The 14,803-nt window shown below is 61.8% G+C and carries 14 protein-coding genes; 13 read left to right on the forward strand and 1 reads right to left on the reverse strand.

All coding sequences use genetic code 11. From position 1 onward, the window contains the following. Position 1: 1 nt before the first annotated feature. The 11 genes from WG78_RS00130 (at position 2) to WG78_RS00180 (ending at position 11,725) form a co-directional block, all read left to right on the forward strand. Positions 2-1,117, forward strand: a complete 1,116-nt coding sequence (locus tag WG78_RS00130) for an LLM class flavin-dependent oxidoreductase (protein WP_053935758.1) — start codon at positions 2-4, stop codon at positions 1,115-1,117. Positions 1,118-1,239: 122 nt separating this feature from the next. Further along, positions 1,240-2,331 (forward strand): LLM class flavin-dependent oxidoreductase, encoded by a 1,092-nt coding sequence (locus WG78_RS00135; protein WP_053935759.1) that lies wholly within the window; start codon positions 1,240-1,242, stop codon positions 2,329-2,331. Position 2,332: 1 nt separating this feature from the next. Continuing rightward, complete coding sequence (locus tag WG78_RS00140; protein ID WP_053935760.1) at positions 2,333-3,286, forward strand: D-isomer specific 2-hydroxyacid dehydrogenase family protein; 954 nt, start codon at positions 2,333-2,335, stop codon at positions 3,284-3,286. Between the two features lie 23 nt (positions 3,287-3,309). Continuing rightward, complete coding sequence (locus tag WG78_RS00145; protein WP_083458650.1) at positions 3,310-4,128, forward strand: class II aldolase/adducin family protein; 819 nt, start codon at positions 3,310-3,312, stop codon at positions 4,126-4,128. A 5-nt stretch (positions 4,129-4,133) separates the two neighbouring features. Next, positions 4,134-4,889, forward strand: coding sequence for a TonB family protein (locus WG78_RS00150; protein WP_053935761.1), 756 nt, complete (start codon positions 4,134-4,136; stop codon positions 4,887-4,889). 137 nt (positions 4,890-5,026) lie between these two features. After that, on the forward strand, positions 5,027-5,818 hold the full coding sequence (locus WG78_RS00155) for a MotA/TolQ/ExbB proton channel family protein (protein ID WP_053935762.1): 792 nt from the start codon (positions 5,027-5,029) through the stop codon (positions 5,816-5,818). A 2-nt stretch (positions 5,819-5,820) separates the two neighbouring features. Further along, on the forward strand, positions 5,821-6,258 hold the full coding sequence (locus WG78_RS00160; protein ID WP_053935763.1) for an ExbD/TolR family protein: 438 nt from the start codon (positions 5,821-5,823) through the stop codon (positions 6,256-6,258). A gap of 8 nt (positions 6,259-6,266) precedes the next feature. Beyond that, positions 6,267-7,256, forward strand: a complete 990-nt coding sequence (locus tag WG78_RS00165; protein WP_053935764.1) for an ABC transporter substrate-binding protein — start codon at positions 6,267-6,269, stop codon at positions 7,254-7,256. A 39-nt stretch (positions 7,257-7,295) separates the two neighbouring features. Beyond that, positions 7,296-9,458: a TonB-dependent receptor gene (locus WG78_RS00170; RefSeq protein WP_083458651.1), complete on the forward strand. Its 2,163-nt coding sequence runs from the start codon at positions 7,296-7,298 to the stop codon at positions 9,456-9,458. A 14-nt stretch (positions 9,459-9,472) separates the two neighbouring features. After that, a complete protein-coding gene (locus WG78_RS00175) occupies positions 9,473-10,102 on the forward strand; it encodes a cysteine dioxygenase family protein (protein WP_053935765.1) in 630 nt (209 codons plus the stop codon). A 15-nt stretch (positions 10,103-10,117) separates the two neighbouring features. Then, the gene (locus WG78_RS00180) at positions 10,118-11,725 is read left to right on the forward strand and encodes a rhodanese-like domain-containing protein (RefSeq protein WP_053935766.1); all 1,608 of its coding nucleotides are present in this window, start codon (positions 10,118-10,120) and stop codon (positions 11,723-11,725) included. Positions 11,726-12,185: 460 nt separating this feature from the next. Here WG78_RS00180 and WG78_RS00185 read toward each other — a convergent pair whose 3' ends face one another. Then, a complete protein-coding gene (locus WG78_RS00185) occupies positions 12,186-13,106 on the reverse strand; it encodes a LysR family transcriptional regulator (RefSeq protein WP_053935767.1) in 921 nt (306 codons plus the stop codon). A gap of 129 nt (positions 13,107-13,235) precedes the next feature. Here WG78_RS00185 and WG78_RS00190 point away from each other — a divergent pair, with 129 nt between their 5' ends. Beyond that, positions 13,236-13,979, forward strand: coding sequence for a 3-oxoacyl-ACP reductase family protein (locus tag WG78_RS00190; protein WP_053935768.1), 744 nt, complete (start codon positions 13,236-13,238; stop codon positions 13,977-13,979). A 274-nt stretch (positions 13,980-14,253) separates the two neighbouring features. Then, complete coding sequence (locus tag WG78_RS00195; protein ID WP_053935769.1) at positions 14,254-14,784, forward strand: hypothetical protein; 531 nt, start codon at positions 14,254-14,256, stop codon at positions 14,782-14,784. Positions 14,785-14,803: the final 19 nt, after the last annotated feature.

Raw genomic sequence — 14,803 nt, forward strand, 5'->3', positions numbered from 1 at the left:
CATGTCTGTCCAGTTCATCGGTTTTATCTCGCATCAAGAAGTCAGCGAAGCGCTGGCGCCCACCGGCCCGCTGATCAACAAGGCGTGGATCCGCGCCGTGGCGCAAGCGCACGAATACGCCGGTTTTGACCGCGCGCTGGTGGCCTATGGCAGCACCATGCCCGACGCCATCCAGATCGCCGCTTATGCTGCGCAGCACACCAGAAAGCTCAATCTGCTGATCGCGCATCGGCCCGGTTTTAGCGTGCCGACGCTGGCCGCGCGCAACCTGGCCACGCTGGACCAGTTCAGCGGCGGCCGCGTGGCGGTGCACATCATCACCGGCGGCAGCGATGCCGAGCAGCAACGCGATGGCGACTTTCTCGACCATGACCAACGCTATCGCCGCACCGACGAATATCTGAGCATCGCGCGCAAAACCTGGACCAGCGCCGAACCGTTTGATTACGACGGCGAGTTCTATCAGATCAAAGGCAATGTCTCGGCCATCAAGCCGGTGCAACAACCGCATCTGCCGATCTTTTTTGGTGGCTCGTCCGACATCGCCATCGATATCGCCGGCAAGCACGCCGATGTGTATGCGCTGTGGGGCGAGCCGCTGGCCGCAGTGGCCGAAACCATCGCCAAAGTGCGCGCCGCCGCGGTACGCCACGGCCGCGCGGCGGATGCGATCAAGTTCAGCCTGTCGCTGCGCCCGATTCTGGCCGAAACCGAAGACGCGGCATGGGCCAAGGCCGATCGCATTCTGGATGCGGCGCGCGAACGCGTGCAGCACAACCCGCTGTTTGCCCAACGCGGCGCGCCGCAAAACGTCGGTTCGCAGCGCTTGTTGCAGGCGGCCGAGCAGGGCGCGGTGGTGGACCAACGCTTGTGGACCGAGATCGCCAAGCTGACCGGCGCGGCGGGCAATTCGACCTCGCTGGTCGGCACGGCCGAGCAAGTGGCCGATAGCTTGATCGAGTACTACAAGCTGGGCATTACCACCTTCCTGATCCGCGGCTTTGACCCGCTGCAAGACGCGCTGCAATACGGCCGCGAACTGCTGCCGCTGGTGCGCGCCAAAGTCGCCGCACTCGACCAAACCAAAGCCAAAGCCACCGAGCTAACCGCCGCGTAGGGTGGGTCTAGACCCACCACCCAAAGCCGCAGAGATGGACACCACTTTGTGCGGTGGGTCTCGACCCACCCTATGGTTCGCTGTCCCAGCCGTACATGAATTGTGATCAAGGACTATCCAACATGACCGTCGAATTTATCGGACTCGTTTCAACCCAGGACGCCAGCGAAAGCCTGTTGGCGCAAGGCCCGGTGGGCGATGTGCAATACGTGGCTGCCAGCGCCACCGCGCAAGAAAATGCCGGCTTTGACCGCGTGCTGATCGGCTATCACAGCCAGTCGCCCGATGGCTTCCAGATTGCCTCGCAAATCGCCTTCAACACCGAAACGCTAAGCCCGCTGCTGGCGCATCGCCCCGGCTTTGTTTCGCCCACGGTGGCGGCGCGCGCTTTCGCGACGCTGGACCAGCTTAGCGACGGCCGCCTTTCTATTAACGTGATCAGCGGCGGTGACGACGTCGAGCAAGCACGTGACGGCGATTACCTCAGCCACGACGAACGCTACGCGCGCACCGACGAATACCTCGATGTGCTGAAAAAAACCTGGAGCGCCACCGCGCCGTTTGACCATGACGGCAAGTACTACCAGGTGCGCGGCTTGTTTAATCCGGTCAAGCCGGTGGGCGATATCCCGATCTATTTTTCCGGCGCCTCGGACGCCGCCATCCGCGTGGCGGGCAAGCATGCCGACGTGTACATGCTGTGGGGCGAAACCGTGGACAGCGTGCGCGATGTGATCCGTAAAGTGCGCGCCGCCGCCGCTGAATACGGCCGCGAAAACCACATCCGCTTTAGCCTGTCGTTCCGCCCGGTGCTGGCGCACAGCGAAGAAGCCGCTTGGGATCGCGCGGACCGGATTCTGCAAGCCGCGCGCGAGAACCTGGACAAGTCGGACTTCTTTAAACGCCGCCCGCAGCAACCGCAAAACGAAGGCTCCAAGCGCTTGCTGGCGCTGGCGGGCGAAGGCCGTGTGGCAGACCAACGTTTGTGGACCGAGATCGCCGCGCTGACCGGCGCACGCGGCAATTCCACTGGCCTGGTCGGCACGCCCGAGCAAGTAGCCGAATCGCTGCTGGCGTATTACGACCTGGGCGTGACCACCTTTCTGGTGCGCGGGTTTGATCCGCTGGAAGACGCGGTGCTGTACGGCCGTCATCTGATTCCGCTGGTGCGGCGTCTGGTGGCCGAGCGCGCGCACGAACGCGTGGCGGCCTGACATGAGCGACGCCATTGTCATCGCTAGCCAGCTGGACGACCGGCTAAACCAACTGGTGCGCGAACGCGTGCCCGGCGCGCAGGTGATTGAAGTTGCGCCAGGCGCGATCCATGCGCTGCCGACGGAAGCCGAAGTGCTGTTTGTGCGGCCGCTGGGCCCGCACGGTGTCGACCTCAGCGCGCCGCCGCCGCCGGGCTGGCCGTTTGGCGTGCGCTGGGTGCAACTGGCGTCGGCCGGCATCGATTTTTATCCGGGCTGGTTGTTCGATGGCCCGGTGGTGACCTCGGCGCGGGGCACGGCCGCCGAGCCGATCGCCGAGTTTGCCCTGGCGACGATTTTTGCCGCCGCCAAACATTTGCCGGATTCCTGGATTCATCAAGCCAACGACTGGAAATGGCAACCGGTGACGCTGTTGAAAGGCAGCACGCTGGGCATCTTCGGCTTTGGCGCCATCGGCCAGGCCTTGGCGCGCAAGGCCTTGGCGTTGGGCTTCAAGGTGATCACCGTGCGCCGCACCGATGCCGAACCCGAAGTCGCGGGCGTGCAGCGCGTGGCCGATATCGGCGCGCTGTTTGCCCAAGCCGACCACGTGGTGCTGGCGGCACCGGCCACCGCCGCCACACGCCATATCGTCAACGCTCAAGTATTGGCGCAGGCCAAACCGGGCTTGCATCTGGTGAACGTGGCGCGCGGCAGTCTGATCGACGACGACGCGCTGTTGGGCGCATTGGCCGCGGGCAAGATCGCGCTGGCCTCGCTGGACGTCACCGAGCCCGAACCGTTGCCGGCCGACCATCCGTATTACTCGCATCCGCGCGTGCGTTTGTCGCCGCATACGTCCGCGATTTCGCCGGGGATTTTCGCCAACCTGGCCGATCGCTTTATCCAGAATCTGCAGGCCTGGCGCAGCGGGGCCACGTTAACCGACGTGGTCGATCCGCAACGCGGCTATTAACCGAACAACCCAGGAAAACCGTCATGAGCACCGCCACCCTCGAACGTCCGCGTCCCTCGGTCTACGGCTTTGCCAAAGACAACAATCCGTTTCGGCTGAAGAGCGTGCCGACCGCACCCACCATCGAGGCCGAACGCCTGCATCGCAAGCAACGGCTGGCCGCGTCGTTCCGGCTGTTTGCGCTGTATGGCTACGACATGGGCGGCGCGGGCCATATCACCGCGCGTGATCCGGAATGGCCCGACCATTTCTGGGTTAACCCGGTGGGCGTGTATTTCGGCCATATCCGCGTGTCCGATCTGCTGCTGGTTAACCACCACGGCGACATTGTGCAAGGCGAGGGCCAGTTGAACCGTGCCGCGTTTGCCATTCACAGCCAGCTGCATATCGCGCGACCCGATGTGGTGGCCGCTGCGCATGCGCATTCGCTGTACGGCAAGGCGTTTTCGTCACTGGGCAAATTGCTGGAACCGATCACCCAGGATGCATGCGCCTTCTACGACAACCATGTGCTGTTCGACGATTACACCGGCGTGGTGCTGGATACCAGCGAAGGCAAACGCATTGCCGCAGCGCTGGGCCACAAAAAGGCCGCCATCCTGCAAAACCACGGCATTTTGACGGTGGGCGAAACGGTGGAAGCGGCGGTGTGGCGCTATATCGCGATGGACGATGCCGCGCGTACGCAGTTGATTGCCGAAGCGGCGGGCACGATCAAACCGCTATCGCACGAAGTGGCCTTGCACACGGCAGGCCAGGTCGGCGGCGAGGTGGGCAGCTGGTTCAGCTTCCAGCCGTTGTGGGATCGCGTGTTGCGCGATCAGCCTGATTTCCTGGAGTAACCAGCATGACGCTCGCGCTCAATTTCGCCTTGCCTTCGCTGACGCCGCCGGTCTCCGGCTCGCGTGTTAAACGCTGGGGCCGCAGTGGTTATGCCGTGTCGTTTGCATTGCACGGCGTGGCGGCGGCGTTGGCGCTGGCGTGGACGTTTCACCATATCGAACCGGCTGCGCCCATTGATAAGCCGATTGAACTGGTGATCGAAAAACCGCAACCCGAGCCGCCTAAACCGAAAGAAATTGTGCCGCCCAAGCCGCAGCCCTTGCAGCCGCCGTTGCCGGCGCCAGCGCCGAAAACCGTGGCTGCACCGCGGCCAGCCCCCGCGCCGGCACCCGCGCCGACCGTGGCGCCGCCAGTGAATGCCGAACCGGTGGCCGAAACACCGCCGCCGCCGCCGCCGCCAGCTCCGGCGCCGGTTGCTGCGCCCGCACCCGCGCCGGCTCCGGTGGCAAAGGCCAGCGCGAGCGATGGCATCCCCACCGATTACGTCAACAAAGTATTCGCGCGCATCAACCGCATTGCGGCGGGGCATTACCCGAAGGCGGCGCAGTTGCGCGGGCAGGAAGGGCGGGTGGTGTATCACCTGGTGTTAAGCCCGGCCGGTGAGTTGCTCAGTTATGAGCTGGAGCCCAGCGGGGTGGAGAGCCTGGACAAAGCGGCGGAAGAGGCGCTGAAGGCTGCCGCGCCGTTTCCCAAGCTGCCGGATCTGGGGGCGAGTAGTTACAAGTTGACTGGCGCGATTGCGTACAAGTTGGGCGCATGAGTGAAACAGGACTGCTGAGAGAAACGCAGATGTCGCGTTTCTGTTCTTTGGCATTGAGTGGTGGGTCGCGACCCACCCTATTTTGCGCACACAAAATTTGACGAAATAAGTTGTTAACCATCCCTGGAGATCTTGTTATGGCAACCGAAATTCCTTTGGCAGGCGCTGCCGTCGCTGCCCATTTGTCGCCGTTGGCGTTGTTTTTGCAGGCCGATAGCGTGGTCAAGGCAATCATGATTTTGCTGGCGGTGGCGTCCGTCGCCAGCTGGGGCGTAATTCTGGACAAGCTGCTCAAGTTTGGCCGTTTGCAAAAGCAGGCGCGGGCATGGTTGGCGGGGGCGGCCAGCGAGCCGTCGTTGCGGCCGCTGGAAAACGAACTGGCCACGCATCCCGATGACCCGTTTGCGCGTATCCACAGCGCGATTACCGCCGAGTGGCGCGAAAGCCATCGCCGCGGCCTGACCGGCAATAGCCACGACAAAGACAGCCTGAAAGAACGCCTGAACCGCGTCGGCCAGATTGCCTTGGGCGTGGAAATCGAACGCCTGCAAAAGGGGCTGCAAGTGCTGGCCACCATTGGTTCGGTGGCGCCGTTTGTGGGTTTGTTTGGCACAGTGTGGGGCATTATCAACGCCTTCCAGGGCATTGCCGCCACCAACAACACCAGCCTGGCGGTGGTGGCGCCCGGCATCGCCGAAGCACTGTTTGCCACCGCGCTAGGTCTGGTGGCCGCCATCCCGGCCGTGGTGGCGTATAACCGCGCTGCGGGCGATCTGGGCAACTATGCCAACCGCCTCGGCACGCTGATCGGGCTGACCGAAGTGGAATTGTCGCGGCGCTTGTCCGCCAACGAAGCGCCGTCGGTGCGCGTGCAGCAAGACCCGGCACGTCGCAGCGAAATCGGCCAGCTTGCCGCTGAGGCCGCATAACCATGGGCGCAAAACTGGCAGGCAATACCAATCCGCTGGTGCCGAGTGCGGTCAGCGAAATCAATGTCACGCCGCTGGTGGATGTGATGCTGGTGCTGTTGATCGTGTTTATGGTGGCCGCGCCGTTAATGGCCACCGGCATCAATGTCGATCTGCCCAAGGCCAACGCCAAGCCGCTGACCGACCCCAAGCCGCCTTTGGTGGTCAGCCTCGATGCCGCAGGCAAGGTTTATATCGACAAGACGCCGGTGGGCGCCAGCGGTTTGCTGGTGGCGCTGCAAGCCGCATCGGGTGGCGATCATGAGCGTCATATCCACGTCAAAGGCGACCGCAGCATTGCCTACGGCAAGGTGGTGGAAACCATGGGCCAGATCAGTGACGCCGGGTTTAACAAAGTGGCGCTGGTGTCTGAAGCGCCCAAATCCGCCAGCGCGCAGTGAGCCGACCCATGACCGATTTTCAATTTGATGCAGGCCGTCGTCACAGTCTGGGTTTGCTGAGCGGGGCAGCGCTGGCTTTGGCCAGTTGGCCGCTGGCCGCGCGCGCCGCCACCGCCGGCCTGAGCGATATCGATTTACGTATCGCCAGATTCAAAGGCGATAACTCATATTTTCTGAAAGACGCGGGCTTGCCCAATCCGCCGTATCGCGCCAATTACGCCGAATTCTCGGGTGGCAATCTGATTGTTGAGGCCATCAGCGCGGGGTCGATTGATGTGGGCGGCATGAGCGAGATTCCGCCGATCTTTGCCGTGCAAGCCAATACGCCGTTGCGGTTGGTGGCGGTGCTGAAAGGCGACGTCAATAACCAGGTGATGCTGGTGCCGAAAGGCTCGGCGATCAAAGACGTGGGCGAATTGAAAGGCAAGCGCATTGGCTATGTGCGCTCGACCACCTCGCATTACTTTTTGCTGCGTTTATTGCGCGAAAAGGGTCTCGGCTTTAGCGATGTGACGCCGGTGTCGTTGTCGCCGCAGGATGGCCTGGCCGCATTCCAGAGCGGGCAACTGGATGCGTGGGTGGTGTATGGCTTGGTGGTGCAATTTGCCCAAGCCAAAGGCGCGCGGGTGTTAAAAACCGCCAATGGTTATTTGTCCGGCAATTATTTGATGGCCGCGCACAAAGATGCCCTGGCCGACCCGTTGCGGCGCGAAGCCATCGGCATTCATTTGCAACGCGAACAACAGGTTTATCAGTGGCAAACCGCGCATCCCGATCTGTGGGCCGCGCGTGCCAGCCAGATTACCGGCGTGCCCAGCAGCATTTTTCTGGATGAATTCCATCAACGCAGCACCGATCCGCGTCTCGTCAAAATCGACGATGCCGCCATCAAATCGCAACAAGCCGTGGCCGATTTATTTGCCGATAACGGCGTGATTCCCAAACGCGTGAATGTGGCGCCGTTGTGGGACAAACAATTAAACAGCGTACTGGCTTAAGCCTGACGCCATAAAACCAGACTTTCAGGGACTCATAAGATGATCAATTCCGAACGCCTGTCCGGGCGAGCGTCGGGGGCGTTTGCGCCCAAACCGGCTGCGGTTTATATCGCCGTGCTGGCGGCATTGGCCAGCCCGGCCTTTGCTGCGGATAGCGCCGATACCATTCCCGATGTGACCGTGACCGCGCAGCACAAAGAAGAAAGCCTGCAAAAAACGCCGATTGCCATTAGCGCATTCAGCGAACAGCAACTGGAAGATCAGGGCATTGATTCGGTGCGCGATCTAGCGGGCCGCGTGCCCAATCTGAATATGCCGCGCGCGTCGATCAGCTACAGCACGCAAACCTATTCGCTGCGCGGCATTGGCGAATCCGATCCGATCCAGGAATCGGCGGTGGCGGTGTATGCCGATGATTTGTATATTCCGCGCGCCATTTCGTCGATGCTCGACTTTAACGACGTGCAACAAGTGGAAGTACTGCGCGGGCCGCAAGGCACCTTGTACGGCCGCAATTCCTCGGCGGGCGCAGTACGCGTGATTACCGCCGACCCGGATGAAACCACGCGCGGTTATGTGCAGGTGAGCGGCGGCAATTACAACGCGGCCAATTTGCGCGCCCTGGTCAGCGGCCCGATCAAAGACGATGTGCTGTTTGGCAGCGCGTCGATTATCCGGCTAACGCGCGACGGCACCAGTTGGGACCCCACGCGCGGCCAGGATGTTAACAATGTGGATATCACCGCGTTTCGCGGCAAATTGCGCGCCAAACCGGATGAGCAATGGGATGTGCAATTAACCATTAACGCGTTGGTGGATCGCAGTGATACCACCAGCTATACGCCGCGCAATCAGGGCCCGGGCACGTATAACCCGTATCTGACCTTGTCTTCATTAAGCCCGGAAAATGGCTTGAATCAGGGCTCGGCCGTGCTGCGCGCGATTGATCAGATTAACGATCATTTGCAGTTCAAATCGGTGACGGCGTATTCGGCATTTAACCAGCCGGTGGATTACGACAATTCGGGCCAGGCCGCTGTGATCCAGCAAAACCTGATTCACTACAAGCAGCATTATTTCACCCAGGAATTCCAACTTAACGGCAATTACGATCGCTTTGATTTCAGCACCGGCTTGTTCTTTTATCACGAGAATTTCCTCGCCGATCGCAACAACAATACCTATAGCGTGGCCAGCAACAAGGTCAGCCGGTTTGGCGAATACAGCACCACCGTGACCGATAGCGTGGCGCTGTATGGCCAGGGCGATTACAAGATCACCGATCAATGGCGCGCCACCCTGGGTTTGCGTTTTACCGAAGAGAAAAAAGACTTCGATTACAGCCATCTGTTTTTGAATGCGCAGCAACAAGTGACGGGCACCGATTTCCAGACCTCGGACAATCATCGCTGGTCCAGCTTTACCCCCAAGATTGGTGTGGATTACCAATGGACGCCGGTGATTAACCAGTACGCCTATATTGCGCGCGGCTTTAAAGCGGGTGGTTACGACAACCGTGCGCCGAGTGCATTGGCCGCCACCACACCGTTTTCGCCCGAAACCGTCACCACCTATGAAACCGGCGTAAAAAGCGATTGGCTGAATCGCAAACTGCGCGTGAATGCCGATGTGTTCTACAACGATTATTCGGATTTGCAGGCGACTGCGCTGGACCCATCAACCGGCGTATCACAACGCTTTAATGCGGCCGGTGCGCATACCTGGGGTGTGGAACTGGAAACCAGCGCGCGGCCGGTTACGGGCTTGTCGATTTCCGCCAATGTGGCTTATCTGCATGCGGTGTATGACGACTTCGTTAATGCCGGTGGCGCCGGGACCAATGCGGCGGGCAAAGATCTGACCTATTCGCCGACCTGGAATGCCAGCGCTGCCATTGGATATGTATTGCCGATTTCCAGCTTGCCGGGCGCGTGGAAAGTGAATGCGGATATCCAGTTCCAGACCAGCTCGTACGCCAATCCGATGAATACCGATCCCTTCAAAATCCCGACGCAGAAATTTATTAACGCCAATACCAGCTACACCTCGGCGGATGGGCATTGGGTAACGACATTCTCGGTCAGCAATCTGCTGAACGACGCGTTTGTGCAATCGGCGTCGTATACGCCGGGCACGACGGCCAATTACGCCAATTACAACGCGCCGCGTACGTTCTTGTTGAGCGAGCAATACAACTTTTGATTGAAGGAAGCGCCATGACCGCCGCCATCGCCCCCGTCACCACGCCGGACCTGATCGACGCCAAACAACGCCTGCGCCAGTTTGTGCATCAAGTCAGCGCGGCGGTATCGCAAACGCCCGACGAAGCACCGTTGCTGGACCAGGTGGCGACGGCGCTGGCGGCGCTGGTGCGCCACGACGACTGGCTGCCTGCCGAATTTGCCCAACCCGACCCCGAACGCTATCGCCAGTACGCCTTGTACGTGGATGGGGCAGAGCGCTTTTCGGTGGTCAGCTTTGTCTGGGGGCCGGGGCAGCGCACGCCGATCCATGACCACACCGTGTGGGGCGCGATCGGCGTGCTGCGCGGCGCGGAAACCAGCCAGGCGTTTGCGCCTGCGGCCGATGGCAGTTGGCAGGCGCACGGCGCGCCGCATCGGCTGGAGCCGGGCCAGGTGGAAACCGTGTCGCCGCGCATCGGCGATGTGCATCAGGTCAGCAATGCGTTTGCCGACCAGGTATCAATCAGCATCCATGTTTATGGCGGCAATATCGGCGCGGTGGCGCGCCATACCTTTGACCCGAAGGGCACGGTCAAGCCGTTTGTTTCGGGTTATTCCAACACGCATTTGCCCAATATCTGGGCCGGCCCGCTGGGCCGCTAACCAGGAGACGCCAAGATGAATGCCCCTTTGGCCGCAGCATCCACGCCCACTTTTGCCGTCACCACCGGCGCAGCGGTACGCGCCGCCTTAAGCGCGGGCCAGGAAATCGCCTTGCTGGATGTGCGCGAAGAAGCGCCGTTTGCGCTGGCGCACCCCTTGTTCGCCGCCAATCTGCCGCTGGGCCGCATCGAGCTGGAAGCGCTGGAGCGCATTCCGCGCCTGAGTACGCAACTGGTTATTTACGATAACGGCGAAGGCCTGGCCGTGCGTGCGGCGCAGCGCTTGCAGCAACTGGGCTATACGCAAATCAGCTTGTTGGCCGATGGGCTGGCAGGCTGGCGAAATGGCGGCGGCGAGATTTTTCAGGATGTAAATGCGCCGAGCAAAGCGTTTGGCGAACTGGTGGAAGCGCAGCGACATACGCCGTCGCTAAGCGCCGAGGAAGTGCAGGCGCTGCTGGACGCCAAAGCCGATGTGGTGGTGGTGGATGCGCGCCGCTTTGATGAATACAACACCATGAATATCCCCGGTTCGCGCAGCGTGCCCGGCGGCGAACTGGTGCTGCGGATTCGTGATCTGGCGCCCGACCCGGCCACGCGGGTGATCGTTAACTGCGCTGGCCGCACGCGCAGCATTATCGGCACGCAATCGCTGGTGAATGCGGGCTTGCCCAATCCGGTAACCGCCCTGCGCAATGGCACCATCGGCTGGACGCTGGCCGGGCAATCGCTGGAACGCGGCCAGACGCGGCGTGCGGGGGACTATTCGCCGGATGCGCGCGCCTGGGCCGCGCCGCAAGCGCGGGATCTGGCGGACCGCACCGGCGTGCAACGGCTGGATCTGGCCGGGTTGCGCCAGCTGCAGGCCGAGACGCATCGCACCACGTATCTATTTGATGTGCGTGATCCCGCCGAATATGCGGCGGGACATTTGCCTGCCTTTATCAATGCGCCGGGCGGGCAACTGGTGCAGGAAACCGATCATGTCGCCCCGGTGCGCGGCGCCCGTATCGTGCTGGTCGATGACGACGGCGTGCGGGCCAATATGGCGGCGCACTGGCTGGCGCAAATGAACTGGACGGTGTGGGTACTGGATGGCGTCGCGGCCAAGGCGTTTAGCGAAACCGGCGCACGCGTGCCGCTGCGGCCCGCCGTGGGCAACGTCGCGCGCATTACGCCGCGCCAGGTGCAGCCGCAATTGCAGAACGGCCGCGTGGTGCTGGTGGATTTGTCGCCCAGCCCGCGCTATCGCAAGGGGCATATCGCGGGCGCGTGGTTTGCGTTGCGCACGGGTCTGGAGCACGCCGATCTACCCGCCGCCGAGCATTACGTGCTGACCTCCACCGACGGCGTGCTGGCCGCCTACGCCGCAGCGGAACACCCCACGCTGCACGGCGCACGCGTGAGTGTGCTGGATGGCGGCAACCAGGCGTGGCTTGACGCAAAACTGCCGCTGGAAACCGAAAACGCGCGCTACGCCAGCGCAGCGGAAGACGTGTACCGCCGGCCGTATGAGGGCACCGATAACGCAGTGGCGGCGATGCAAGCGTACCTGGATTGGGAGTACGGGCTGGTGGCGCAACTCGGCATCGACGGCACCCACGGCTTTAAAGTGCTGCAATGATTCATAGGGTGGGTCGTGACCCACCTATTAAAGCCGCGAAGAAGAACCCTGCAAATAGCGGTGTTTATCTCAATGGCTTTGTATGGTGGGTCTTGACCCACCCTATGCCGCGTTGAATTTTTCGGAGAGTTTTTGGGTTTCGAATTGTTCGACGACGTAGTCGACAAAGGCTTGGTTGACTCATAGGGTGGGTCAAGACCCACCTATCAAAGCCGTGAAGAAGAACCCTGCGAACGGCGCGGTTTATCTGAATGGCTTTGAATGGTGGGTCCAGACCCACCCTATGCCGCGTTAAATTTTTCGGAGAGTTTTTGGGTTTTGAATTGTTCGACGACGTAGTCTACGAAGGCGTGGTTGACTCATAGGGTGGGTCAAGACCCACCATACAAAGCCGTGAAGAAGAACCCTGCAAGTAGCGGGGTTTATCTTGATGGCTTTGAGTGGTGGGTCCAGACCCACCCTATGCCGCGTTAAATTTTTCGGCGAGTTTTTGGGTTTCGAATTGTTCGACGACGTAGTCGACGAAGGCGCGGGTTTTGCCGGGGAGCAGGCGTTGGGCGGCGTAGTAGATCGACAGGTTGCCGTTGTCGACGTACCAGTCCGGCAGCACCCGCACCACGTGGCCGCTGGCGATGTAGGCGCTGGCGAAGGGCATGCTGACCAGCGCCACGCCGAGGCCCTGCGCGGCGGCAAGACAGGCGGCGTCGGAGTCGCTCATGGCAATGTCGGGGCGCAGTTCCAGCGCGGCGGTGCTTTGGTTTCGGTGCGTCAGCGGCCAGCTGCGTACGCGGCCCGATTGTGGCGAGCGGATGACGATGCCGTGGCAGTCGCGTAATTGCGCCGGGTGGTCCAGCGGGTGCGCGGCGGCATAGCCGGGGGATGCCACCAGCACCCGATGCGCCGGGCCGAGCTTGCGCGCCACCACGCCTTGCGGCAGTTCAAAACCACCACCCAAAGCGGCATCAAAACCTTGCGCAATCAGATCGACCTGGCGGTTATCAAAATGCCAGTCGGGCCGGATATCGGGATAGCGCGTCAGAAACTCGCCCAGCAAGGGCACCAGATACAAACGGCCAAACCCGGGCCCTACGCTGACGCGCAACGTGCCACTGGGCCGACCTTGCGCGCTGGCCAGATTGGCCACCGCGTTCTGGATGGTGGCCAAGCTGCCGCCCACCTCATCCAGAAATTGCTGGCCGGCCTCAGTCAGCGCCAGATGTCTGGTACTGCGCTGAAACAAGCGCATGCCTACACTGGTTTCCAGCCGCGCCACATTCTTGCTGACCGCCGCAGCGCTTAAACCCAGGCGGCGCGCGGCTTCGGCAAAGCTGCCGAGCTCTGCGCTGCGCACAAAGCACTCGATACTGGCAAAGCTTTCCATAGCAATATTCGTAACCTTGAGTTGTGGCTGATATGCCCGATTATGCGCTTATCACGGCCTAATCGCAGGCGGATACTGCCTCTTAACGAAACAGGGCATCCCGCCCTGACAGCACCGGAGACAAACATCATGGCTCGCAAATTTGAAGGCAAAGTGGCATTGGTTCAGGGCGGTTCGCGCGGTATCGGCGCGGCGGTGGTCCAGAAACTGGCCAGCGAGGGCGCGACCGTCGCATTTACTTATATCAGCAGCCCGGCCAAGGCCGATGCGTTGGTGGCGCAAGTGCAAGCGGTGGGCGGCAAGGCGCTGGCCATCCAGGCGGACAGCAGCAATGCCGATGCCGTGCGCCAGGCCGTCGACGCCACCGTGGAAGCGTTTGGCCGGCTCGATATTCTGGTCAATAACGCGGGCGTGTTGCATCTGGGCGCACTGGATGATTTCAAGCTGGAAGACTTTGATCGCACCATCGCCGTCAACGTGCGTAGCGTGTTTGTGGCGACGCAGGCGGCGGCCAGATATCTGGGCGAGGGTGGCCGCATTATCAATATCGGCAGCACCAACGCCGACCGCATGCCGTTTGAAGGCGGCGCGGTGTATGCGATGAGCAAGTCGGCGCTGGTGGGGTTGGTCAAAGGCCTGGCACGCGATCTGGGCCCGCGCGGCATTACCGTGAACAACGTCCACCCCGGCCCGATTGATACCGATATGAACCCGGCTGATAGCGACTTTGCCAGCAGCCTGATTGGCTTGATGGCGGTGGGGCGTTATGGCCATGCCAGTGAAGTGGCGGATTTTGTCGCTTTCCTGGCTGGCCCCGACGCGGGCTATATCACCGGCGGCCAGCACTATATCGACGGCGGCTTCAGCGCTTAAGCGCCTGCCGTGGGCCTAGACCCGCCACTCAACGCCGCTAAAGCAACGCGCACGGGATTGCGTGCGGGTTGATGGCGTTGATGGGTGGGTTTAGACGGGGAACGCCGAGTCCCAGGCAATGAATACGCTGAGGGTTGAGCGGGCGGGCGCCTCACAGCGCGCCGCCCGCATGGACTACAGCGCTATCCAAGCTAGCCCGGCAGCGACGGGCGCCTTGTCTGCGCGATGATCATCGCAACGGTCTGATGACCACCCGCATATCAAGGAGCCCGCAATGACTGGCAATCTTTTTTCTGGCGAAGACAGCCGCACGCATGTAGCGGCCATGTTTGATTCTGAATCGCTGGCAGCCACCGCCGCCGCCAGCCTGCGCGCCGACACCGGCATGGATGCACCGCAAGTGGAGGTGGTGCAACCGCACGAAGCCCACTTTGGCCGCAAGCTGGAACCGGAATCGCGCGGCATCGTCCGCACTGCCATTCGTGCACACAGCATGTTTGGCGGCATCGGCTTGGCGCTGGGTGTAGCCCTGTTTGGCGTGCTGTATTCGCAAGACCTGCCCGCGATTGTGTCGAACCCGCTGCCGGCCGTGGCCAGCTGCGCGTTCTTTGGCATGGTGTTTGGTTTGCTGATTGGTGGCGTGGTGACGGTGCGCCCGGATCATCAAATGGTGATCACGCCGGTGCGCGAAGCGGTGCAGGGCGGCCGTTGGGCCGTGGTGGCGCATCCGCGCTCGGCCCGCCAGGCCGATGCCGCACTGCGCGTGCTGCGTAACATGACCAACGACGTGGTGCGCTCGGCCTAAGCGCCAGCCCGTGGACTGC

The sequence above is a fragment of the Amantichitinum ursilacus genome, from assembly GCF_001294205.1.
Lineage (GTDB): Bacteria > Pseudomonadota > Gammaproteobacteria > Burkholderiales > Chitinibacteraceae > Amantichitinum > Amantichitinum ursilacus.